23 protein-coding genes and 2 pseudogenes are annotated in these 21,392 nt (G+C 68.7%); 10 read left to right on the forward strand and 15 right to left on the reverse strand.

Going from position 1 to position 21,392, the window contains the following annotated elements; genetic code table 11:
* Window positions 1-2: 2 nt before the first annotated feature.
* Window positions 3-578: a DUF3558 domain-containing protein gene (locus tag FDZ84_RS08400; RefSeq protein WP_168585429.1), complete on the forward strand. Its 576-nt coding sequence runs from the start codon at window positions 3-5 to the stop codon at window positions 576-578.
* 33 nt (window positions 579-611) lie between these two features.
* Window positions 612-1,901, forward strand: coding sequence for a hypothetical protein (locus FDZ84_RS08405; RefSeq protein ID WP_168585430.1), 1,290 nt, complete (start codon window positions 612-614; stop codon window positions 1,899-1,901).
* Window positions 1,902-1,993: 92 nt separating this feature from the next.
* Here FDZ84_RS08405 and FDZ84_RS08410 read toward each other — a convergent pair whose 3' ends face one another.
* Window positions 1,994-2,188 (reverse strand): DUF397 domain-containing protein, encoded by a 195-nt coding sequence (locus FDZ84_RS08410; RefSeq protein WP_168585431.1) that lies wholly within the window; start codon window positions 2,186-2,188, stop codon window positions 1,994-1,996.
* Entirely contained in the window at window positions 2,185-3,036 is an 852-nt protein-coding gene (locus FDZ84_RS08415) for a helix-turn-helix transcriptional regulator (protein ID WP_168585432.1), read from the reverse strand. The genes FDZ84_RS08410 and FDZ84_RS08415 overlap by 4 nt, the downstream gene beginning before the upstream one ends.
* 189 nt (window positions 3,037-3,225) lie before the next feature.
* Here FDZ84_RS08415 and FDZ84_RS08420 point away from each other — a divergent pair, with 189 nt between their 5' ends.
* The 4 genes from FDZ84_RS08420 (at window position 3,226) to FDZ84_RS08435 (ending at window position 4,525) form a co-directional block, all read left to right on the forward strand.
* On the forward strand, window positions 3,226-3,459 hold the full coding sequence (locus FDZ84_RS08420) for a zinc finger protein (RefSeq protein WP_168589903.1): 234 nt from the start codon (window positions 3,226-3,228) through the stop codon (window positions 3,457-3,459).
* The gene (locus tag FDZ84_RS08425; protein WP_168585433.1) at window positions 3,456-3,671 is read left to right on the forward strand and encodes a hypothetical protein; all 216 of its coding nucleotides are present in this window, start codon (window positions 3,456-3,458) and stop codon (window positions 3,669-3,671) included. Before FDZ84_RS08420 ends, FDZ84_RS08425 begins: the two co-directional genes overlap by 4 nt.
* The gene (locus tag FDZ84_RS08430; protein WP_168585434.1) at window positions 3,668-3,946 is read left to right on the forward strand and encodes a hypothetical protein; all 279 of its coding nucleotides are present in this window, start codon (window positions 3,668-3,670) and stop codon (window positions 3,944-3,946) included. The genes FDZ84_RS08425 and FDZ84_RS08430 overlap by 4 nt, the downstream gene beginning before the upstream one ends.
* Before the next feature lie 336 nt (window positions 3,947-4,282).
* Complete coding sequence (locus FDZ84_RS08435) at window positions 4,283-4,525, forward strand: hypothetical protein (protein ID WP_168585435.1); 243 nt, start codon at window positions 4,283-4,285, stop codon at window positions 4,523-4,525.
* Between the two features lie 126 nt (window positions 4,526-4,651).
* On the opposite strand, the gene guaA is transcribed toward FDZ84_RS08435, so the two are convergent.
* The 5 genes and pseudogenes from guaA to guaB all read right to left on the reverse strand — a co-directional run bounded on the left by guaA (window position 4,652) and on the right by guaB (window position 11,312).
* Complete coding sequence (guaA, locus tag FDZ84_RS08440) at window positions 4,652-6,253, reverse strand: glutamine-hydrolyzing GMP synthase (protein ID WP_168585436.1); 1,602 nt, start codon at window positions 6,251-6,253, stop codon at window positions 4,652-4,654.
* A 420-nt stretch (window positions 6,254-6,673) separates the two neighbouring features.
* Window positions 6,674-7,502, reverse strand: a pseudogene (locus FDZ84_RS08445) (GMC oxidoreductase).
* Window positions 7,503-7,731: 229 nt separating this feature from the next.
* Window positions 7,732-8,172: a WYL domain-containing protein gene (locus FDZ84_RS08450; RefSeq protein WP_168585437.1), complete on the reverse strand. Its 441-nt coding sequence runs from the start codon at window positions 8,170-8,172 to the stop codon at window positions 7,732-7,734.
* A gap of 240 nt (window positions 8,173-8,412) precedes the next feature.
* Window positions 8,413-9,543, reverse strand: a complete 1,131-nt coding sequence (locus FDZ84_RS08455; protein WP_168585438.1) for a GuaB3 family IMP dehydrogenase-related protein — start codon at window positions 9,541-9,543, stop codon at window positions 8,413-8,415.
* A gap of 257 nt (window positions 9,544-9,800) precedes the next feature.
* Complete coding sequence (guaB, locus tag FDZ84_RS08460; protein WP_168589904.1) at window positions 9,801-11,312, reverse strand: IMP dehydrogenase; 1,512 nt, start codon at window positions 11,310-11,312, stop codon at window positions 9,801-9,803.
* 260 nt (window positions 11,313-11,572) lie between these two features.
* Here guaB and FDZ84_RS08465 point away from each other — a divergent pair, with 260 nt between their 5' ends.
* Complete coding sequence (locus tag FDZ84_RS08465) at window positions 11,573-11,944, forward strand: DUF5319 domain-containing protein (protein ID WP_168589905.1); 372 nt, start codon at window positions 11,573-11,575, stop codon at window positions 11,942-11,944.
* An 85-nt stretch (window positions 11,945-12,029) separates the two neighbouring features.
* On the opposite strand, the gene FDZ84_RS08470 is transcribed toward FDZ84_RS08465, so the two are convergent.
* The 4 genes from FDZ84_RS08470 to FDZ84_RS08485 all read right to left on the reverse strand — a co-directional run bounded on the left by FDZ84_RS08470 (window position 12,030) and on the right by FDZ84_RS08485 (window position 16,228).
* Entirely contained in the window at window positions 12,030-13,121 is a 1,092-nt protein-coding gene (locus FDZ84_RS08470; protein ID WP_168585439.1) for an anti-sigma-D factor RsdA, read from the reverse strand.
* Window positions 13,122-13,694, reverse strand: coding sequence for a sigma-70 family RNA polymerase sigma factor (locus FDZ84_RS08475; protein ID WP_168585440.1), 573 nt, complete (start codon window positions 13,692-13,694; stop codon window positions 13,122-13,124). It abuts the gene before it with no gap.
* Window positions 13,695-14,218: 524 nt separating this feature from the next.
* Window positions 14,219-14,815, reverse strand: a complete 597-nt coding sequence (locus FDZ84_RS08480) for a response regulator transcription factor (RefSeq protein WP_029536209.1) — start codon at window positions 14,813-14,815, stop codon at window positions 14,219-14,221.
* Between the two features lie 309 nt (window positions 14,816-15,124).
* Window positions 15,125-16,228 carry a MerR family transcriptional regulator gene (locus tag FDZ84_RS08485; RefSeq protein ID WP_246868889.1) on the reverse strand — a complete coding sequence of 368 codons (1,104 nt, stop codon included), beginning with the start codon at window positions 16,226-16,228 and terminating at the stop codon, window positions 15,125-15,127.
* A 194-nt stretch (window positions 16,229-16,422) separates the two neighbouring features.
* Between FDZ84_RS08485 and FDZ84_RS08490 the strand changes: the two genes are divergently transcribed.
* The gene (locus FDZ84_RS08490; protein WP_029536210.1) at window positions 16,423-16,728 is read left to right on the forward strand and encodes a WhiB family transcriptional regulator; all 306 of its coding nucleotides are present in this window, start codon (window positions 16,423-16,425) and stop codon (window positions 16,726-16,728) included.
* A gap of 178 nt (window positions 16,729-16,906) precedes the next feature.
* Here FDZ84_RS08490 and groL read toward each other — a convergent pair whose 3' ends face one another.
* From groL to FDZ84_RS08510, 4 genes are all read right to left on the reverse strand, one after another.
* Entirely contained in the window at window positions 16,907-18,523 is a 1,617-nt protein-coding gene (gene groL / locus FDZ84_RS08495) for a chaperonin GroEL (protein ID WP_168585441.1), read from the reverse strand.
* Between the two features lie 145 nt (window positions 18,524-18,668).
* The gene (gene groES / locus FDZ84_RS08500) at window positions 18,669-18,959 is read right to left on the reverse strand and encodes a co-chaperone GroES (RefSeq protein WP_010316109.1); all 291 of its coding nucleotides are present in this window, start codon (window positions 18,957-18,959) and stop codon (window positions 18,669-18,671) included.
* A gap of 188 nt (window positions 18,960-19,147) precedes the next feature.
* Window positions 19,148-19,729: a Uma2 family endonuclease gene (locus FDZ84_RS08505; protein ID WP_168585442.1), complete on the reverse strand. Its 582-nt coding sequence runs from the start codon at window positions 19,727-19,729 to the stop codon at window positions 19,148-19,150.
* Window positions 19,730-20,045: 316 nt separating this feature from the next.
* The gene (locus FDZ84_RS08510) at window positions 20,046-20,450 is read right to left on the reverse strand and encodes a DUF5313 family protein (RefSeq protein ID WP_168585443.1); all 405 of its coding nucleotides are present in this window, start codon (window positions 20,448-20,450) and stop codon (window positions 20,046-20,048) included.
* Between the two features lie 103 nt (window positions 20,451-20,553).
* Here FDZ84_RS08510 and FDZ84_RS08515 point away from each other — a divergent pair, with 103 nt between their 5' ends.
* Window positions 20,554-21,015, forward strand: coding sequence for a MarR family winged helix-turn-helix transcriptional regulator (locus FDZ84_RS08515; RefSeq protein ID WP_168585444.1), 462 nt, complete (start codon window positions 20,554-20,556; stop codon window positions 21,013-21,015).
* Window positions 21,016-21,025: 10 nt separating this feature from the next.
* A pseudogene (locus FDZ84_RS40575) lies at window positions 21,026-21,250 on the forward strand (alkaline phosphatase D family protein); the annotation flags it as partial.
* Window positions 21,251-21,392 lie beyond the last annotated feature (142 nt).

The raw sequence follows: 21,392 nt of genomic DNA on the forward strand, positions 1-21,392 counted from the left end.
CTGTGAACACCACACGTACCACCCTCGCTGCTGCGGCAAGCCTTTTCGGTCTCGGTTTGGCCGGCTGCTCCAGCCCGACACCAGGGCAGCCCGAGCCCACCACCGGGGGCGAGACCACGTCAGCAGTGAACGACCCTTTCCGGATCGACCAGCCCAAGAACCTCAAGGCAATTAGCGACCCCTGCCAGCTGCTTAACCCACAGCAGCTGCAAGAAGTCGGCGCGACGACCACTGGGCGACAGGACAAGTCCCAATGGGGTCAAGCCAACTGCGCCTGGGATGGCGCCAAGTTGGCCTTGCAGGTTTCACCAGACACAGTCCAAGGCCAGGGCTTGCGGTACACCACGAAGATCGTGGCAGATGGTAAGCCGACAGCTGAGGTCGCGGGGTATCCAGCAACTCACGTTGGGGCCACTAGCGGTTCGTGTGGAACCTACGTGAGCACATCGGATACAGAACTGTTCCTGGTCGACTTCCAGATGGGTACTGAGGATTTCAAAGCATCAGGGTTTTCCGATCCGTGTGCAGCCGCGGACAAGATCGCAGAGATGGTAATCAAGAATCTTCCTCCTGCGTGAGGTCGGATTCGGTAGGGAGCTACGGGAGGGGCTATGGGGGCGTTTGATTGGTTGTTCGGTAAGCAGGCGATACCAGGGCGAGCCGTTGCGGCGTTTGATCACCCGAAGATCTACGGCGAGGTGGAGGCCGGGCCGGGTGTCGCCGCGGCATCGCAGGCCGCCGCGAACTGGCGGGAGCAGGTGAGCTCAGCCTTTGCCGACGCGGACGCCGCGCTGGCTCGGGTGCTCAAGGACGCCGAGATCATGATGCAGGGCGGCGCGGGTGATCAGGCTCGGGATGCCGTGACGCCGCTGTCGCAGGCGACCCGAGGAGCGATCGAGGTTGCCGCGCAGTCTGGGGCGGCGGTGCAGCAGCAGGCGCAGGGCTCGGCGGACTTCAAGAACGCGTTCCCCCCGCCGTACCAGGTGCCGCCGGACAACATCGGCTGGGGTGACTACGTCAACCCGATCTCCTACGGGATCAAGTCCGGTGTTCGTGCAGCGCACGAGGAGCGCCATGACCAGGTCGAGGCGCAGGCGCGGGAGCAGTACGAGTCCTACACCGGGGCCACCAACGAGCGGGTCAACGGCATCCAGCAGTTCCCGCCGCCGCCCACCTTCGCCGCGGATGTGACTTCGGCCCCGTCCACGCCGGTGAACAAGGTCGAACCGAGCACGAACTACACCGCCACCACCTCCACCAGCGACACGAGCGACACGAACGCGGGCCGACCGTCGACCCCACACACCTCCGGTCCGCCCCCTTCAACATCGACGCCACCGGCGCATTCATCAGTGAGTCCGTCGCCGCAAGCTCCGAGCGCGTCGGGTTCGGCATGGTCGAATCCACCCGCGGCCGGCGCGACTCCACTGCCGGTTACGGCGACACCGACGCCAGGGCCCGGTGGCGGCGGGTTCGTCGGTGACGCGGTGATCCCGCCCACCGGTGGAGCTCCCGTGCCGGGAACAGGCGGCCGAGTCGGCGGAGGTACGGGTTCGGGCCGCGGTGTCGGCCCCGGAACCGGTGCGGGTGTTCGCGGCGGTGCGGGCAACTTGGGCGGGGGTGGTCGAGCCGGTGTCGGCGGCCTCACACCCGGCAGCGGCGCAGGCGCAGGCGCGAGTGGCGCGGCGCGTGGTGGCGCGGGTGCTGCGGGCGCGACCGGTGCACCGGGGCGGGGTCAACGTTCCGGCGACGAGGACAAGGAACACACCAACAAATACGCCGAGCCCACCACCGACCCGTGGGACGACCTCGGCCTGCCCAAGACCGCACCGCCCGTGTTCGGTGACTGGTCCGCACAGAACATGGAGGGCAAACCCCCTCGCCCTCCGGAGAAGCGATAACAACCCGCGGTCACCCTGCTCCGGTGCTGGCCATATGCGAATGGCCGTTCCCGTCACCACCGGCAACAGGAACGGCCATTCAGGCACCCAGGTCAGTCGCCGAACCGGCCGGCCTTCACCGCTCCAATGAACGCCCGCCACTGAGAGCCGGTGGCGGTGAAGTACCCGGCGGCACGATCCTTGGTGTCCCGCACCGCAGCGCCACCACCGACACGACCAACCTCGACACAACTTGTCTGCTGACCAGAACGGGACGACTTCCGCCAACTCGTGGGCTCTAACGTCATGCAGCTGCCTCCAATTCGTCTGCGCGCCTGGCGATGAACTCCACCGATGCCTCAGGAGTCATCGCCAACTCGTGCAGGCTAATAACCGCATCTTTGTACGCGTTGGCGATACCCGAGTTGTGCAGGGAAACCGACGAGCGGTAGTGCTCCATGTGCACGATCGGCGAAGCCTTCGGAAACTCGAACACGATGAAAGACCCCATGTGCGCGGGATGCCACCGGGTCGCACCACTACGCAGCACGAGGATGTCCACGTTTGGCCATTCGGACATCTTCACCAGGTGTCGAAGCTGCTCGACCATCACGTCACGCCCACCGATCAGCTCGTTGAGCGCGGCCTCGGCGAGGATTCCGACGAAGTCGGGCGCGTTCTTCGACGTCAGGATCTCGCGGCGCCCTACCCGCATCAGAACCATCTTCTCGACCTCGCCTGGCGGCAACCCTTGCATGATTGCGCGGGCGTAGTCGGAGGTCTGCAACAGACCGGGGATAACGCCAGTAGCCACGTCAGTGATGCGAGTCGCGGTGCGTTCGAACTCGATCAGCGTCGTTAGTTCCTTGCGCACACCCGACGTACTCGTCGAGAGCCAGTCGGGGCGGTCCGCGTCGCGGGCCATCTCAGCGAGCCGATCACGTTCATCTTCCGACGCACCGTAGGTCGCCAGAATCGCGGCCACCTCTTCAGGTGAAGGTGCGCGCTCGCCAGTCTCGATGCGGGCGTATTTCGAATGATGGCCGCCCAACCTTTGCGCCACAGCACGGACGGTGAGCCCGGCTTGTTCGCGGTATTCCCGCAGCTCCGCGCCAAGCGCACGCAGTCGCGGCGAACCGCCCTTGGTGCTGACCATGCGACGAGCATAGCTTCGGCCCATGTCTGCTCACCCAATCGGATAGTTGGAGTTGTCGCGCGCGACATATATCGTCGCACATACGATGTCGATATTCGCGACAGTAGTCGTCGCAACGCCAACTTTTCGAAAGGGCAAGGCATGTCGCTCCGTGACGAAGTTCAGAAGTCAATCGCAGGCGGCGTCGTGATGTACCGGCCGCACCCGTTCAGCTGGATTCCCGCCTGCGGAAAGCGACATGCCAGCGCCGACACGAAACCCCTTGGCGGCTACCCGAATGGCTTCGTGGTGGCCACGTTGTGCAGGCATCAACTGCCCGCAGACAACTCCGACGTGGCGTGGCTGTGGGAAACCTGTCCCGAGTGCAACGTCAAAGCTCATGAGCTCGCCGGGATTCCGATGCCGAAGGGCGGTACGCGATGACCGACTACGCCCGGCTCGCGAAACTCATGCGGTCCGCGATCGTGATGCTCGGCTTTGCGGTCGACGACATCGAGCGCGGCCTGTGGAACGTTGACGATCTCGAAAAGGCCGCGAGAGGCCTCGACTGCCTGGTCGTCGCACTGCGCGGCAACACCGCGACCGTTCCCGGCCGCGAACTGGTAGTCATCGACGCAACGAGGGCCGACTCATGATCCCCACGCTCATACTCAGTGCAGCTGTTTTCGTTGTCGTCGCGTGGTTCGCGACTCGCCACTTCTCCGAGTACGGCAAACACTCCGGCGGCGGCGACGGCGCGCTGACGGTTCGGCACCTGCTAGCCCAGGCCGCCGCCGAAGCCGCGTCCGGCGGTCGGCACCACCTGCGCGAACCACAACCCCCACCACACTCCACAAAGGACATCAACGCGCCCCAGCCACCACCGCTGGAAATCCAACGCCGAATCCTCGACGCCCTCCACCGCCTCTAACCCCCCGAATCTCGGGCCCGGACGCCGACGCGCCCCCGACCTACGGCACCGGGCCTTGCGGGCCGGTCGGTGCGACTCACCACCCCACGCACCGACCGGCCACCCCACTACCCGACAGCGAGAGGCGTGAAGGACACCTTCCGCCGGCCGACTCGGCCGGCAAACTCGGCAAAAGATGCCCTTGTCGCAGAACTACAGCCATGTGCGCCGTGCGTTTGGTGTTAACCCTGGCGCGCCACCCTTCGGGGCATCCACCGGTCCAACCCCAGTCCAGCCTCAGTCCCGCCAGCCCCAGTCCCGCCTACCTGAGACTTCCCTTCGTGGAAAAGAGCAGCCATGTCCGATGATCAATCCATCGAGGACCCTCCTACCGGGTATTGGGCCGCGTTCGGCTACCAGAACCACATCCTGCTCAACAGGTTCGTGCCGCGTGACGACGGCAAGCTGACCGCCCTGTGCGGCGTACTCACCCCACCTGCCGAGGTGTCTGAAAAGGACGATCGTCCGGTGTGCGCATGGTGCGCAGAGCAGGTCCAAACCGGGCAAGTGGGCGTCGAGCTACCACCGGACACGGCCTGACAAAAGGGCGCCGACCGCCGAATCCCTGGGAAAGGGTCACCGAGGTCCTGACCCGTTCCGATGAAGCGCGAAGGGCGCCTTCGACCAGTTGTCGAAGGCGCCCTTCACCTCGTCGGACCTCTTCGGTCACTCCCACTCGATGGTGCCTGGGGGTTTGGAGGTGACGTCGAGGGTTACCCGGTTGACGTCGGCGACCTCGTTGGTGATCCGGGTGGAGATCCGCTCCAGCACGTCGTAGGGCAGCCGGGTCCAGTCCGCGGTCATCGCGTCCTCGCTGGACACCGGGCGCAACACGACCGGGTGCCCGTAGGTGCGGCCGTCGCCCTGGACACCCACCGACCGGACGTCGGCCAGCAGCACCACCGGACACTGCCAGATATCGCGGTCCAGGCCCGCGGCGGTCAGCTCCTCGCGGGCGATCGAGTCCGCCGCACGCAGCGTCGCGAGCCGCTCCGCGGTCACCTCGCCGATGATCCGGATGCCCAGGCCCGGCCCGGGGAACGGCTGCCGGTGCACGATCGTCTCCGGCAGGCCCAGCTCCAGCCCGACCCGGCGCACCTCGTCCTTGAACAGCGCGCGCAGCGGCTCGACGAGCTCGAACTGCAGGTCGTCGGGCAGGCCGCCGACGTTGTGGTGGCTCTTGATGTTCGCTGCGCCGGTGCCGCCACCGGACTCCACCACGTCCGGGTACAACGTGCCCTGGACCAGGAAGTCGATCTGCTCGCCGGCCGCGCCCGCCTCGGCCTGCAGGTCGCGGGCGGCCTGCTCGAAGACGCGGATGAACTCGCGACCGATGATCTTGCGCTTCTCCTCGGGGTCGGTTACGTCGGCCAGTGCGCCGAGGAACCGGTCCACCGCGTCGATGGTCACCAACCGGACGCCGGTGGCGGCGACGAAGTCGCGCTCCACCTGGGCGCGCTCGCCGGAGCGCAGCAGGCCGTGGTCGACGAACACGCAGGTCAGCTGGTCGCCGATGGCGCGGTGCACGAGCGCGGCGGCCACCGCGGAGTCGACGCCGCCGGACAGCGCACAGATCGCCCGCCGGTCGCCGATCTGCTCGCGGATCGCCGCCACCGTCTCGTCCACGATGGACGCGGTGGTCCACTGCGGGCGGACGCCGGCGATCTCGTGCAGGAACCGGCGCAGCACCTCCTGGCCGTGCGGCGAGTGCACCACCTCGGGGTGGTACTGCACGCCGGCCAGCTGGCGCTCGACGTTCTCGAAGGCGGCCACCGGGGTGTCCTTGGTGGCGGCGGTGACGGCGAAGCCCGCCGGGGCCTTGCTCACCGAGTCGCCGTGGCTCATCCACACCGGGTGGTGCCCGGGCAGCTCCGCGTGCAGCGTGCCGCCGTCGCCGCTGATGTCTAGCTCGGTGCGGCCGTACTCGCGGGTGCCGGTGTGCTCGACCGTGCCGCCGAGCGCGGAGGTCATCGCCTGGAAGCCATAGCAGATGCCGAACACCGGGATGCCCGCGTTGAACAGCTCCGGGTCGATCTGCGGCGCGCCGTCGGCGTAGACGCTGGCGGGGCCGCCGGAAAGCACGATGGCGGCCGGGTCGCGGCGCGCGATGTCCTCGACCGGGATGTCGTGCGGCACGACCTCGGAGTAGACCTGCGCCTCCCGCACCCGTCGCGCGATCAGCTGCGCGTACTGGGCGCCGTAATCGACAACGAGAACAGGCCCCTGCCCCTTGCGGTCGGGGCCGTTGCTGCTTGCGGTACCGGACACGTCGTCGAAACCTCCTGGCGAGAGCGGTGGCGCCCATTGTCCCAGGTAACCGAGGCCACAGCGGCACCGACCCCGCCCCTCCCGCGAGGCCTCGCGGCCCGGGGTCACGGCCGCAACGGGCGGGGTGCGCGGTCAGCTGAGCTGCTGGGCGGGCAGTACCCCGGCGCGTCGTGGCCGGTCTCGATCGGGTCCTTCCTGGTCACCTGTGTGCTGGTCGTGCCCGTCTTCACCTGGCTCCGGTTGCGGTCCGCCTCGGTGGTGCCCGCCGTCGTCGCGCACACCTTCGCCGGCACCGCCGCGGCTGCGCTGCCGTGGGTCTTTCGCCGCAGCCGACCAGCCGCCGAGCCCGCTCACTGCGGGCCTGAGGGCGTGGCCGGACTGGCTGGCGATGGCCAGATTCCTCTACGTGCTTCGGCTGCGTCACACGACGGGCAGGCGGAGCGCCGCGGGCGCGGTGGCCGGGACCGCCGGGGACTTCGGGGCGACCGGATCCGTCTGGCGGTAGCCGGATTCCTGAGCGGGCCGAGAATCCTGCTCGCCCTTGTTCGGCCACATCGAGAACGCCCGCTCCGCCTGCGCGGTGATCGTCAGCGACGGGTTCACGCCGAGGTTCGCACTGACCGCCGAACCGTCCACTATGGAAATCGTTGGGTACCCGTGCACCCGGTGGTACGGGTCGATCACGCCGTGCTCGGCGTCCTCGCCGATCGCGCAGCCGCCGAGGAAGTGCGCGGTCATCGGGATGTCGAACAGGGTCGAAGCCCTCCGGTGCCGCCCCAGGTGCCGCCCGCGATTCCGCCGATCTGCTCGGCGACCAGCTCGTTGGCCTGCTCGCCGGCCGGGATGAACGTCGGGGTGGACGCGCCGTGCCCCTGCTCCGAGGTCAGCAGGCACTTGCCGAAGCGCCGCTGGGTCGTTGTAGAACGGCTTGAGCGGTCGGTAGAGCGTGTTGGCGTAGTTCAGCGACCCGCCGCCGACGCCCGCGCCGGCCAGGATCTGCACGTTGCGTAGCAGGTGGATGCGCTGGATGCCATAGCAGCCGAGTTGCGGCGCCCAGAGGAACTTCCGAAGGTCCCAGGAGGTCCTGGGAGGTCCTGGGCAGCTCGTCGTCGGTGAACCGGCGTCCTGCTTCGAGCACCGCGACGCGGTAGCGCTTCTCGGTCAGGCGCAGCGCGGCGACGCTGCCGCCGAACCCGGAATCGATGACAACCACGTCGAAATCGGTATCGCTCTCGTCACGTCCAGCCATGCGCGACCGGTTAGACGTAACTACTCGCCAGTAGTTAGTGCCCGAGACCCTTTCCGAACCCGTTTTGCACAGAAGGCGGAACCCTGCCGGTGCCCGCCGCCGGAGCCGGGCTCACGCGGAGTGGGCACCTCACCGGAGATCGGCGATTTCGCGCGAAATCGCCAGCCGGGCGCTCCGAAATCGGCGATTTCGCGCGAAATCGCCAGCCGGGCACTCCGAACGGGCGGTGTCACGCCCGATCGGCGGCGCGCAGGTCCCGCTCGCCGAGCTTGCCCAGGCGGTCGCGGAGTTCGGGCGGGCCGACGACCTCGAAGTCCACGTCGAGCATCCCGGCGAAGACCGCCAGCAGGTGCATCGAGTCGGCGCCCATGGTCAGCGTGCAGGAGTGCTCGTCCACCGGCTCGATCAGCGCCCAGCTCGGCGTGATCAGCTCGGCGAGGCGCGTCGCGGACCGCGGCATCAGCAGTGTCGCCTGGTACTGCCAGAGCGCGACCTGCAGCCGTTCGCCGAGGTAGGCGACGACGTCACCGCCGGGCAACTCGCGCGGCGCGAAGCGCCGGCCGGCCGGGATCTTGGGCTCGATCCGGTCGGCCCGGAACGTCCGCCAGTCGGCGCGCTCGACGTCCCAGGCCAGCAGGTACCAGCGCCGGTTCGCGCAGCGGGAGAACAACGTCGTGCACTGGTCGGAGTTCGACGAAGGCGGCCACTTCCCGGCCCTCCAAGCCCCCGACCACCTGACCGAAGACCTCCGCGCCTTATACCGCCAGCTCCGCTGACGCCCCGAAAACCTGCGCCGACGCCCGCAAACCGGAGTGCAGCGAACGGCCTGAACGCCTCGATAGACGACACGAACGGTCCGTTCGCTCCAACCGCTCAGCACCGGACCCGCGCTACGCGCCCGAATACCGGGTCAACCGCGGAGCATCATGCCGACCTTCTGGAACTCCTTGAGGTCCCGGTAACCCGTCTTGGCCATCGCGCGGCGCAGGCCGCCGAAGAGGTTCAGCGTGCCGTACGGGTCGCTGCTCGGGCCGAACAGCAGCTGCTCCAGGTCCGCCCCGGAACCGGCGAAGCCGACGATCTCGCTGCGCGGCAGGCTCGGGTGCGCGGCGGCGGACGTCCAGTAGTAGCCCTGCGCCGGCGTCTCGGCCGACTCGGTCAACGCCTCACCGAGCATCACGGCGTCGGCACCGCAGGCGATCGCCTTCGCGATGTCCCCCGAGTACGAGAGGGCACCGTCGGCGATCACGTGCACGTAGCGCCCGCCGGTCTCGTCCAGGTAGTCGCGGCGGGCCGCGGCGGCATCGGCGATCGCGGTCGCCATCGGCACCCCGATGCCCAGCACCTGCGTGGTGGTAGCCGCGCGGGACTGCCCGAAGCCGACGATCACCCCGGCCGCGCCGGTGCGCATCAGGTGCATCGCGGTGCGGTAGTCGCCGACCCCACCGGCGATCACCGGCACGTCAAGCTCGGCGATGAACCGTTTGAGGTTCAGCGGCTCGCCGTCCCGGGCCACGTGCTCGGCGGAGATGATGGTGCCCTGCACGACCAGCAGCTCGACGCCGGCCGCGAGCAGGTCCGGGGTCAGCTCCTCGGCGTGCTGCGGGCTGACCCGCGCCGCCACGGTGACACCGGAGTCCTTGATCTGCTTCAGCGCGGTGGCCAGCAGGTCCGCCCGGATCGGCGCGGCGTGCAGCTGCTGCAGCAGCCGGATCGCGGCCTCCGGGTCGCTGTTCTCCTCGGCGGCGCGGACCACCTCGAACAGCTTCTCCTCGACGTTCTCGTGCCGCGCCCACAGCCCCTCGGCGTTCAGCACGCCCAGACCGCCGAGCTCGCCGATGCGCACCGCGGTGGCCGGCGAGACGATCGCATCCGTCGGGTGCGTGACCAGCGGGATGTCGAAGCGGTAGGCGTCGATCTGCCAGGACAACGAAACGTCCTTCGACGACCGGGTCCGCCGGGACGGCACGATCTCCACGTCGTCCAAGTCGTAGCCGCGCATGGCCGTCCGGCCCATGCCGATCTCAACCTGATCCCGCACGTCAGTCCCTCCTCGCAGCACCGCTGTCCAACGGAACATTCTCGCTGCGGCATCCGGGCGACGTACAACTGGGGCACCTAAGCTCGCGCTGCCGCCGTCTCGCGCTGCCGCCGTCTCGCGCTGCCGCCGGTGAGGTGGAGCGAACGGCCTGTTCGCCCCCTCACAAACGAGGCAAACGGTCCGTTCACCCCGCCATCCCGCGCCGAAGACGACCCGGCCGCCGCCTCGCGGGGAGACGGCGGCCGGGTCGGTGGTGCTCAGCGGGTGGTGTAGTTCGGTGCCTCGACGGTCATCGTGATGTCGTGCGGGTGGCTCTCCTTGAGCCCGGCCGCCGTGATCCGCACCAGCTTCGCGTCCTGTAGCTCCGGGATGGTGCTGGAACCCGTGTAGCCCATGCCTGAGCGCAGACCGCCGATCAGCTGGTCCACGACCTGCGCCAGCGGCCCGCGGAACGGCACCCGTCCCTCGATGCCCTCCGGCACCAGCTTGTCCTCGGACAGCACGTCGTCCTGGAAGTACCGGTCCTTGGAGTACGACTTCGCCTGGCCCCGCGACTGCATGGCGCCCAGCGAACCCATGCCCCGGTACACCTTGAACTGCTTGCCGTTGACCAGCACCAGCTGGCCCGGCGACTCGGCGGTACCGGCCAGCAGGCTGCCCAGCATGACGCTGCTCGCACCGGCCGCGATGGCCTTCGGGATGTCGCCGGAGTACTGGATGCCGCCGTCGCCGATCAGCGGCACGCCCGCCGGGCGGCACGCCATGCTCGCCTCGTAGATGGCGCTGATCTGCGGCACGCCGACCCCGGCGACGACGCGAGTGGTGCAGATCGAGCCCGGCCCGACTCCGACCTTCACCGCGTCCGCCCCGGCGTCGACCAGCGCCTGCGCGCCCGCCCGGGTCGCCACGTTGCCGCCGATGACGTCGACGGAGTTGCCGAGTTCCTTCTTCAGCGTCGCGACGGTGTCCAGCACGGCGCGCGAGTGCCCGTGCGCGGTGTCCACGATCAGCACGTCGATACCCGCGTCCACCAGCGCCATCGCGCGCTCGTGCGAGTCCGCGCCGACGCCGACCGCGGCACCGCACAGCAGCCGGCCGTCCGGGTCCTTGGTGGCGCTGGGGTACTGCTCGGTCTTGACGAAGTCCTTGACGGTAATCAGCCCGCGCAGCTTGCCGGCGTTGTCGACGATCGGCAGCTTCTCGATCTTGTTCCGCCGCAGCAGCCCGAGCGCGGCCTCCGCAGTGACGCCGACCTGCGCGGTGATCAGCGGTGTGGCGGTCATCACCTCGCGCACCCGGCGGGTGTAGTCCACCTCGAACCGCATGTCGCGGTTGGTGATGATGCCGACGAGAGTGCCGTCCGGGTCGGTCACCGGGACACCGGAGATGCGGAAGCGGGCGCACAGCGCATCCACCTCGGCGAGGGTGTCGTCCGGCGAGCACGTGACGGGGTCTGTGACCATGCCGGCCTCGGAGCGCTTGACCACCTCGACCTGGGCGGCTTGCTCCTCGACGGACAGGTTGCGCTGCAGGATGCCGACCCCGCCCTGCCGGGCCATGGCGATCGCCATCCGGGCCTCGGTGACCGTGTCCATCGCGGCCGACAGCAGCGGCACCCGCAGCCGGATGTTGCGGGACAGTTGGGTGGACGTGTCGACGCCGCTGGGGATCACGTCGGATTCGTCGGGCAGCAGCAGGACGTCATCGAAGGTCAGACCCAGTGTTGCGAACTTCGAGGGGAGGCCGGGTGCGGAGAGTTCGCTGGTCATGGCGAGGGATGTGCCTTCCTTCACGCTGTGGTCCACAAACCTGCGGATGCGGATTGGATGTCCTCGGCGATTACGTCGTGCAACGTGGCATCGGCGGCGGGGATTCCCTCAATGATAGAGACGAGATAGAGACGACAGGTCAGGGCCCGTTTGCCCGTCTGCGCAGACGTGGGCCACGCCACGGCGGGCACCGAAAACCGCCCCGACAACCCCACGCGGTCGACGCAGCCGGTAGCGTGCGGGCCGTGCCGCACGATCCGATGCCACCAGACCCGTTCGCGGGTGACCCGGAAGATCCGAGCATGGCACTCGGCGATCACGACGCCGACGACGGACCGCCGCTCGGCGACGAGGAGCGGGCCGAATTGCTCGCCGACCTGACCGATCTCGCCGTCTACCAGGCACTGCTGGAGCCCCGCGGGCTCCGCGGCATCGTGGTGGACTGCGCGGACTGCGGCGAATGCCATTACCACGACTGGGAGTTGCTGCGCGCCAGCCTGGAGCAGCTACTGCACGACGGCCAGATGCGCCCGCACGAGCCGGCGTTCGACCCGAACCCCAGCGCCTACGTCACCTGGGAGTACTGCCGCGGCTACGCGGACGGCGTGACGGAAAGCGAAACCACCCACTGAAGATTTCCACCGCACACGAACGAAGAAGAGAGGCTCCCCACCGGGAGCCCCTCTTCTGTTTCAGGAGTACTGGGCAATCATTCCGTCACGGATTGCTGCTGCTCTTCTGGGGGAAGAGATCGGAGCCCCAGCCGCTGGACGGCTGTTCCGAGCTGCCGCTGGTCGCGCTCGGCGATGTGCTCGACACCGGCGGCGTGGACGACGACGGCGGTTGCGACGAGCTGTCCGTCGGAGGCACCGGCGGGGGCAGCGGCTGCGACGGCGACGGCGAAGTGCTCGGCGTCGGCGGCGTCTCGGACGTCGGCTGCTGCGAGGTCTGCTCGTGCTCGTGGTCCATCCGCGCGGTCAACGAAGCGTGCGCGGCGCGCAGGTCGGACAGGCCGTGCTCGTCGTCGACGCCCCGCATCTGCTCCTGCGCGGACCGCAGCGCGGCCTCGGCAGCGATGCGGTTGCCCTGCTCGATCGCACCCTCCGCGGTGTTCAGCTCCTCGCGAGCCGAGCTCGCGGCCACGACCGCGCGGGTGTGGTCGGTGTAGAGGACCTGGGCGACGCCCCACAGCATGTCGCCGGGCTGCGCGTCGCGAGCGGCCACGCCAACACCGGTGAACGTGATCATCAGGACCGCGGCGGCGGTGGCGACCGGCACCAGGTGCCGGCGCTTGAGCCAGCGGCGCGGGCGGTTGCCCGCCGCGATCGCCGAGGCTGCGGTCTCCACGTTGACGAGATCGCCGATCGGCGCGGCGTCGATGTCCTGCCGCCACGCGACCAGCAGCGCCTCCAGGCTGGGGCGCTCGTCGGCCTGCGCGGCCACGTCGGGGTTGGTTCCGCCGAGCACGTCCAGCAGCGCGTCGTCGGCTTGCAGCGCGCTCAGGTCGATCGGTTCTTCGCCGAAGTCGTCGAAGTCGACAAGCTCGTCGCTCCCGTCGGCCGGTCGCGGCCGGAAGTCGAGCACGTCAGCACCGCCCGTCTCGGCGGACGCGGTGTCGCATTCGGTGGTTTCGGACTCGGCCGAGTCGGAATCCCGATGGTTGTCGATCAGTTCCGTTCCCTCGTCTGCGCACCCCTCAGCGGGCGTCAGGTCCCGCTCGTCTGCACCGCGCGAACGGTCCTCGTGCCGACCGGACTCGACAGGGTCGCGTCCCGCCTGCTCCCCCTCGGGCCCCTTCCGCTCAGCCATTCAGACCACCTCCTCCGCGGACAGCGTCTTTCGCAGCCGGGCCAACGCGCGGTGTTGAGCCACGCGTACCGCGCCCGGCGTAGAACCGACCGCCTCGGCGGTTTCCTCCGCCGACAACCCGACGACCACCCGGAGCAACAGAATCTCCCGCTGCTTGGCCGGGAGGACGCGAAGCAGTTGCGCCATCCTGCCCGAAAGCTCACCCTGCATGGCCCGCTGCTCCGGTCCGGCCTGGGATTCCGGAGTGTCCGGAACGTCTGCGACCGGTTCGGAGCGGTTGCGTGCCGACGCACGATGGGCATCAGCCACCTTGTGTGCGGCGATGCCGTACACGAACGCCAAGAATGGACGACCCTGGTCCTTGTAGGTGGGCAGCGCGGTCAGCACCGCGAGGCACACTTCCTGGGCCACGTCATCCGCCGAAGCGAACGACCTCTCGTTTCGTCCGACTCTGGCGCGGCAGTACCGCACCACCAAAGGACGGATTTCGGCCAGCAAGCGCTCGATCGACTGACGATCGCCGTCGACGGCGGCGCCTACTAGAGCGTCCAGCCCGTCCCCCACGTTGGTCATCGCAGACAGCAGCCCTGGTGTTACGCGTTCAAGCGATTCGGATTCGTCCGGCGGAAATCGCGTGCCTCGCACGCCGCGCCGAGCTCACCGTACCGGGCAAGGAACGATCGTTGAACAGGGAGTGGGGGGAGGGGGCCGTCGTCGTCACACATTCAGAGATACCAGACGCCGTGCCCGGCGGCGTTTGACCAGGCCACCGGGATCGAGGTGGACCACAAGCGAAGATCTGAGACGATCTTCACAGGGGTAGTACGACCGGGCGACTACGACGATTTCGGGGCATCTTCGCCATTTGCCGCAAACGCCGGTTTCATCCCGCCATGTCCGATCGGGCGGACTGTGGTTCGCGCCGCGCCGGCGACCTCGGCCCGGAATCCGGGCCGCGCCGAAGTGACGCGAACTACAGCCGCACTCGTAACGTCAGCTCGCTCCAAGCCAACGCCCTCGCCGAGCACCGGCAGCTCGGGATCGTCCTGCCGGTGCGCTCCGATCGGCAGCCGCGCGGTGATCACCGCGCGCGGCGATCACGCGACGAGGCCGCGGCGGAAACCGTGCGCCACCGCTTGCGCACGGTCTCGCACGCCGAGCTTCCGGAACAGCCGGCGCGCGTGGGTCTTGACCGTGTCTTCCGAGAGGTAGAGCTCCCGGCCGATCTGGCCGTTGCTCTTGCCCTGGCTCATGCCCCGCAGCACTTGGAGCTCGCGCTCCGTCAGCTGCACACCGGGGTCGGACGGCTGTCGGGGTGCGGGCACCGAAGTGCTCGCCAACGTGTGCGCCAGCGCCGCGACCAGCTCCGGCCGGGAAGCATCCCAGCGGAGGTAGCCACGGGCTCCACCGGCGATCGCGGCGGCGATGCTCGCCGCGTCGTCCGGCGCACCGAACACGATCACGTTCGCTTGCGGATGCGCAGAGACGAGCCGACGGGTGGCCTCGACGCCGTTGGGCACCGCACGCTGGGTGCCCACCAGCACGACGTCGACGGCCTGCCGCGAGAAGCGGGCCAACAGCTCGTCACCATGCGCAACGCAATCGATTCGACTCACTCCGGGGACAGCAGACATCACACGAGTGAGCCCTTCCCGGACGCTACGTCGGTCATCGCAGATCAGGACCGTCGTCACGGGAACTCCTTTCCTGCAGGCGAGTGACGTTCCACCTCCCCTATCGGACGCAGGGGCCAAAACCTTGACACGATCCGGTGCTTAATCCGTCAAGAAATTTTGCGTCCCCCACGTCGGAGGCGGTTTCACCGGAACGGAGCAAGCCGCCAAGACCGGGTGGTTCACCGCCCGGGAGGCCGCCAGCCACGCCCTGTACCTGCAGTATTCACCCGATTGCACCCAGTCGTGACCGCCGTTTCGCCCGTCCGCACGAACAGTGTCGCCCCACTCGTATAGCGCAGTGTGACTTATGACACAATCGTGCCCGATTCAGCTCAGAACGGTCTCCGAAACACGCGCCACAGCGGCATCGAGCGAATCGAGGAGCTCCACGTGCGCGGGCAGCGCCTGCTGCGCCCAACCGCCGCCGGCCACGAAGGCGCGGGCGCGCTGCCGGGTGATCGGGATGTCGTCCAGGACGCGCGGCGAGGCGTAGTACGACTGGTCCGCCCAGAGCACCACGGCAGCCGGCGCGGAGCGGCGCACCGCCGCGGCCAGCCCCTCCCTCGGCAGCGCGGCACCGAACAGCCGGTGGCCGACGCGGTTGGCCGCGAGCGCCGCGGCGAGCGCCACGAGTTCGAGCTCCTGCGCTTCGCCGGGCACCGGCGCGAGCACCACCGGGCGCGGGTTGACCGGCGCCGGCGCGTTCGCGATCACCGACCGCAGCGCGGTTGACGCGCAGTCGACCAGCAGCTGCAGGACCTCGATGCCGGAGCCGGACCGCTGCCGACGTTCGCTGACCGCGCGCAGCACCGGCTGCAGCATGCCCTGCCAGGTCTCCACGACCCCGTCACTGTCCATCGACTCGATCAGTAACCGCTGCACGGACCAGGAGTCCAGCGCGAGCGCCGCGCGCCCCAGGCCGCGGGTGCGCGACCCGGCTCCGGTGAGCTTCAGCCCGCGCCCGCCAGTGTTGGATCCGCCGGCCAACTTGATGTCGCCCGCGCCGTCGAGCACACCGGACAACATCATCGGTCCGTCGCCGGATTCGCCGGACTGCGTTTGCTGCTCGGCCGCATCGGGGTATCGCTGCGGCAGCGGTGCGGCGACGGTGCGCGCGTAGCGGGCCGCCTCCATGGGCGAGGCGCCTCGCAGCAGAGCTCGTTGCATCTGCTCCAGGCGCGCGATGTCGTCCGGGCCGTACCGACGGTGCCGACCACTGGTGTGATCGCTGGGGCCGAGCCCGTACCGGCGATCCCAGGTGCGCAGCGTGGCGGGAGCCACACCAAGCCGGCGGGCCACCGCAGCGACGCTGAGGCGCGGCTGGTCGTCCGACGCAGCGTCGTCGGGACCCTCGACCGGCCCCGGATCGTCGCTCGGATTGGAGGTGTCCTGTCCCTGCACAGGTTCCGGCCGCGTCGTCACGCGGGACATGTTCCGGTTCTGGCTCGTGGAGGGCAAGCCTGCTGGGCGTCGATCTTCGTCACCCAAAGATCACTCCAATGATGAACAGCTTTTGGCGCGATAAGGGTTGAACAAGTTTTGGCGCGGTTCTACGGTCGGATCATGCGAGGCTGCGGCGCCGCCGCAGCGGGGAGGGGACCCACCGCTAGGAGGTGGTTTGCGCAATGGCAGACACTCGACGTCTTCCAGGACCGAACGCCGATATCTGGGATTGGCAGATACGGGGCTCCTGTCGAGGCATGGACAGCGCGTACTTCTTTCATCCGGACGGCGAGCGTGGCCCGGCGCGAGCCCGGCGCGAGGCGAAGGCGAAAGAGGTGTGCCAACACTGCCCGGTGATCGCGCAGTGCCGGACCCATGCACTTGCCGTGCAGGAGCCGTACGGCATCTGGGGCGGACTGTCGGAATCGGAGCGAGAAGTGATCATCAAGGCACGCAAGCGCCAGCAGCTGGCGGTCGCAGCCAGCTGATGCGCTTGTGCCGGCCGCCGCGGCGAGGACCGCGAACGGCCACCGGAGTCGAATGACCACGAGGGGCGTCATTCGACTCCGGGCAGGGTGAGAAAGAGATCGGGGCGGCACCCAGGATGTGGGTGCCGCCCCGATCTTTCGCGCGTGCCGGTCCGGCTACGCGGTCACGAGCCCGGGCTCAGTGTCCGTGCCCGTGTCCGTGCCCGGCGGCTTCCGGCTTCTCCTCCGGCTTCTCCACGACCGCGCTCTCGGTGGTGATCACCATGCGGGCGATGGAGGCCGCGTTGGCGACTGCGGAGCGGGTCACCTTCAGCGGGTCGACGATGCCGGACTGGACCAGGTCGCCGTACTCATCGGTCGCCGCGTTGTAGCCGGCGCCCCAGTCGAGGTCGCGGACCTTGGAGACCACGACGGCGCCTTCCTGGCCCGCGTTGTGGGCGATCCAGAACAGCGGGGCGTCGAGCGCGCGGCGCACCAGCTGCACGCCGGTGGCCTCGTCACCGGTGAGCCCGAGGTCGTCGGCCAGCACCTTGGCGGCGTGGATCAGGCTGGACCCACCGCCGGGGACGCTGCCCTCCTCCGCCGCTGCCTTGGCTGCGGCGACGGCGTCCTCGATGCGCGACTTGCGCTCCTTGAGCTCCGTCTCGGTGGCCGCACCGACCTTGATCACCGCGACGCCGCCGGCCAGCTTGGCCAGCCGCTCCTGCAGCTTCTCGCGGTCCCAGTCGGAGTCGGTGGCCTCGATCTCCTTGCGGATCTGGTCGGCCCGCTCCTTGACGTCCTCGGCCTTGCCACGGCCGTCCACAATGGTCGTGGTGTCCTTGGTCACGGTGACCCGGCGGGCCGAACCGAGGACCTCGGGGCCGGCCTCAGACAGCTTGAGCCCGACCTCCGGCGCGATGACCTGGGCGCCGGTGGCGACCGCGAGGTCGTCCAGGAACGCCTTGCGGCGGTCGCCGAAGAACGGTGCCTTGACCGCGACGACCTTCAGCGTCTTGCGGAGCGCGTTGACGGCCAGGGTGGACAGCGCCTCGCCCTCGACGTCCTCGGCGATGATCAGCAGCGGCTTGCCGCCCTGCGCGATCTTCTCCAGCAGCGGCAGCAGGTCCTGCAGGCTGGAGATCTTCTCCCGGTGCACCAGGATCTGCGCGTCCTCCAGCACCGCCTCCTGCCGCTCCGCGTCGGTGACGAAGTGCGGGGAGATGAAGCCCTTGTCGAACTGGACGCCCTCGGTGATCTCCAGCTCGGTGGCCAGCGTCGAGGACTCCTCGATGCTGATCACGCCGTCCTCGCCGACCTTCTCCATCGCCTCGCCGATCAGCGCGCCGATGGTCTCGTCGCGGGAGGAGACGGTGGCAATCTGGGCGATGTTGTCGCGGCCCTTGACCGGGGTGGCCTTGGCCTTGAGCGCCTCGACGACGGCGTCGGTGGCCGCCTGGACGCCCTTGTTCAGCGCCGCCGGGTTGGCGCCCGCGGCCAGGTTGCGCAGGCCCTCGCGGACCAGCGCCTGGGCGAGCACGGTGGCGGTGGTGGTGCCGTCGCCGGCGACGTCGTTGGTCTTCGTCGCGACGTTCTTGGCGAGCTGGGCGCCCAGGTTCTCGAACGGGTCGCTCAGCTCGATCTCGCGGGCAATGGTCACGCCGTCGTTGGTGATCTGCGGCCCGCCGAACTGCTTGTCCAGCACGACGTGCCGACCGCGCGGCCCGAGGGTGACCTTCACCGCGTCGGCGAGCTGGTTGACACCGCGCTCCAGCGCGCGGCGCGCCTGCTCGTCGAAGGTGATCTGCTTAGCCATGGTTCCAACAGCCCTTCATGGGTACCTGATCTATTGAGGCCGTACTTGTTCCATCGACAAGTCCCGCTGCCCCGGACGTGCGACCGCCCCGGCGGTCCCGCGGCCGGGACCGCCGGGGCGGCATTGCTCGCTTGGTGCGGAAGCGTCAGTTGACGACAGCCAGCACGTCGCGGGCGGAGAGGATCAGGTACTCCTCGCCGTTGTACTTGACCTCGGTGCCGCCGTACTTCGAGTAGATGACGACGTCGCCTTCCTTGACATCTACCGGGATACGGTTTCCCTTGTCGTCGACGCGACCCGGGCCGACAGCCAGAACCTTGCCCTCCTGGGGCTTTTCCTTGGCGGTGTCCGGGATCACGATGCCGGACGCAGTCGTCGTCTCGGCCTCGCTCGCCTGGACCACGATCTTGTCCTCAAGCGGCTTAATGCTCGCCACGGTGTGACCTCCACCTTCTGGGGCCTTCGAAGCGTTGTCTGGGTTAAGACGGCTCCGTGGCTCCCCGTCGTCGCGGGTGCCGGGGCGCTGCGGTGCCGTTCTGCTAGCACTCTACCGATGAGAGTGCCAACGCTCAACAACTACCCGCACCACGGGATGTCGGAGCACCGGCGAGCGCATGCTCCCGCTCATTCCACCAGCTCGTCCAGCCGAAGCCGGACCGGGAACGGCACCTCTGTGACGAACTCGCCCGCAACGTCCCCCGGATCTTGGTAGCCGAACGGTTCGGCGAGGTGGCAGGCGAGCAACGACACCGGCTCATCGAGGTCGACGATCCAGTAGTGCGGAATTCCCGCGTCGGCGTACTCGTCGCGCTTGATCACGTGGTCAATCCGGCGCGAACCAGGCGAGACGACCTCGACGACGACCACCACCTCGCTCGCCCGCAGCAACCCACCGTCCTGTCGAACCCGCTGCCGGGCCTTCCGATCAACAACGATCAGATCTGGACGCCGCACGAAGCCAGGCCGATCGGCCGGCACGAGCGCCAGATCGACGTCGAGTTCCAGGAGCTGCTCCAGATGACGCGGCAACTGCGGAGCGATCTGCGTGGCGAGCGCCAACAACGCGGCACCATGATCGGGCGACGGGCTCGGTGACACGACCAGGCTTCCCTCTTGGAGTTCGTAGCGGTGGCGATCGTCCTCGCCAAGCTCGGCGTACTCCGCGACCGTCAGCAAGTGGTGGGGCGTCTTGGGCACAGCAGTCATGATGACTCCTCACGATGCCGATTGCGGCGATTACAGATCGTAGCGGAGCGGCTTGTGGGCGCTGTCACCTGGGAAGTTGTCACCGATGATCTGCGCTGCGTGATCTTCGCTGGTAGATCGGCATGCGGGAAATGTCACCAATGCCACGAAGTGGTTCACATCCGCCCCGCTCGGTGCCCTAGGTTGCCTGGCATGCCCGCCCTCTCGAAGCCCGCGAACCGCCCCTGGGAGCGCCGCCCCCGACCCGCGCGCCCGCCCGGCCCGCCCGGCCCGCCGACCCGAGCCGGTTGGCGCCCGAAGTAGCGCCGCGCCGAGGTCACTGCTCCGGCTGATGGCGGTAGAGCTCGGCGTACCGCTGCGCCCGCTGGGCGCGAACGGCGGCCCTCGCCTGCTCGCGCACCTCCTTGCCCGTACCCAACGGGTAGCCGTGCTTGACGAGCCGGTACTCGCTGGTGTGCTCCAGGTACGACATCGAGTACCAGACCGCCAGGATCACCCCGCCCAGCACAGACATCGCCCGGATCCAGAACGGCCCCGGCAGCAGCAGGAAGAGCAGCCCCGGGGAGATCTGGACCAGGCTGCGTGCGAGGTGTCGCAGCACCCAGGTGCGGCAGGTGATGTCGTGCAGCACCCATTCGCGGCAGCGCTCCGGCAACCGCCCGCCGAAGGCGTACCAGATCCACTGCACCGGGTTGGGCCGGATTCGTCGGTCAGCGACCACGTCCCCTCCTTCGCCGAAGGCGTCCGAGAACACCGATATACTAATCATTAGTACGCTAATGATTAGTATGACCGTCGGCACCCGGCCGGAAGGAACTCCCGCGATGAACCAGATCGACCTCGGCGAGGACCCGCTCGCCCTCGATCGCCAGGTGTGCTTCGCGCTCTCCGTCGCCTCGCGCAACGTCATCTCCGTCTACCGGCCGCTGCTGACGCCGCTCAACCTGACGCACCCGCAGTACCTCGTGATGCTCGCGCTCTGGGAGCAGTCGCCGCGATCGGCGAAGGACCTCTGCGGCACCCTCCAGGCCGATCCGGCCACCTTGTCGCCGCTGCTCAAGCGCCTCGAATCGATCGGCTACCTTGAACGGCGCCGCAGCACCGAGGACGAGCGGCTGCTCGCCGTCGGGCTGACGGACAAGGGCCGGGAGCTGCGCGCCGAGGCCGAGAAGATCCCGTACCGCGTCGTCGAACTCCTCGACATGCAGGTCTCCGAACTGGAGCAACTGAACGAGACGCTGACCAAGGTGATCGCGGCGACCCGCCGCGTCCTCGACGCCGAGTAGCACGCCACCGGTGGGCGAACCGCGCCGGAGGCTCCGCTGGGCGGCCGAGATCGAGCGGACGTACGACGATCCCGAGTCGCGGGCCGTCGGCACCGAGTCCGTCACCACCTCCGTCACCAGCGGCGGGGACGGCAACGACACCGGCAACGACGACGTGCTCAAGGAGAACCCGCACGTGAAGTTCTACGCCGACCGGCGGGTCTACGTGCGCACCAAGTTCAGCGGGACCGGACTGCGCGCCGACTACCGGGTGCTGCCGTACGTGTCCAAGGAGGACGCTCCGGCGGAGACGGCGAAGTCGTTCGTCGTCGAAGACCGCAACACGGTGTTCAACCCGGCCGGAGGCGCCGCCGGCCGGACGTCCTGCGGGTTCTCGT

The sequence above is a fragment of the Saccharopolyspora sp. ASAGF58 genome, assembly GCF_012277335.1.
Classification (GTDB): Bacteria; Actinomycetota; Actinomycetes; order Mycobacteriales; family Pseudonocardiaceae; genus Saccharopolyspora; species Saccharopolyspora hattusasensis.

Bases quoted from the DNA above. Each gene is read 5' to 3' on its own strand.
- FDZ84_RS08405 (WP_168585430.1), top strand. From the start codon at position 612: ATGGGGGCGTTTGATTGGTTGTTCGGTAAGCAGGCGATACCAGGGCGA.
- FDZ84_RS08410 (WP_168585431.1), bottom strand. From the start codon at position 2,188: ATGACGTTAGAGCCCACGAGTTGGCGGAAGTCGTCCCGTTCTGGTCAG.
- FDZ84_RS08415 (WP_168585432.1), bottom strand. From the start codon at position 3,036: ATGGTCAGCACCAAGGGCGGTTCGCCGCGACTGCGTGCGCTTGGCGCG.
- FDZ84_RS08420 (WP_168589903.1), top strand. From the start codon at position 3,226: ATGTACCGGCCGCACCCGTTCAGCTGGATTCCCGCCTGCGGAAAGCGA.
- FDZ84_RS08425 (WP_168585433.1), top strand. From the start codon at position 3,456: ATGACCGACTACGCCCGGCTCGCGAAACTCATGCGGTCCGCGATCGTG.
- FDZ84_RS08430 (WP_168585434.1), top strand. From the start codon at position 3,668: ATGATCCCCACGCTCATACTCAGTGCAGCTGTTTTCGTTGTCGTCGCG.
- FDZ84_RS08435 (WP_168585435.1), top strand. From the start codon at position 4,283: ATGTCCGATGATCAATCCATCGAGGACCCTCCTACCGGGTATTGGGCC.
- guaB (WP_168589904.1), bottom strand. From the start codon at position 11,312: ATGACCAGCGAACTCTCCGCACCCGGCCTCCCCTCGAAGTTCGCAACA.
- FDZ84_RS08465 (WP_168589905.1), top strand. From the start codon at position 11,573: ATGCCACCAGACCCGTTCGCGGGTGACCCGGAAGATCCGAGCATGGCA.
- FDZ84_RS08470 (WP_168585439.1), bottom strand. From the start codon at position 13,121: ATGGCTGAGCGGAAGGGGCCCGAGGGGGAGCAGGCGGGACGCGACCCT.
- FDZ84_RS08475 (WP_168585440.1), bottom strand. From the start codon at position 13,694: ATGACCAACGTGGGGGACGGGCTGGACGCTCTAGTAGGCGCCGCCGTC.
- FDZ84_RS08485 (WP_246868889.1), bottom strand. From the start codon at position 16,228: ATGTCCCGCGTGACGACGCGGCCGGAACCTGTGCAGGGACAGGACACC.
- FDZ84_RS08490 (WP_029536210.1), top strand. From the start codon at position 16,423: ATGGCAGACACTCGACGTCTTCCAGGACCGAACGCCGATATCTGGGAT.
- groL (WP_168585441.1), bottom strand. From the start codon at position 18,523: ATGGCTAAGCAGATCACCTTCGACGAGCAGGCGCGCCGCGCGCTGGAG.
- FDZ84_RS08505 (WP_168585442.1), bottom strand. From the start codon at position 19,729: ATGACTGCTGTGCCCAAGACGCCCCACCACTTGCTGACGGTCGCGGAG.
- FDZ84_RS08515 (WP_168585444.1), top strand. From the start codon at position 20,554: ATGAACCAGATCGACCTCGGCGAGGACCCGCTCGCCCTCGATCGCCAG.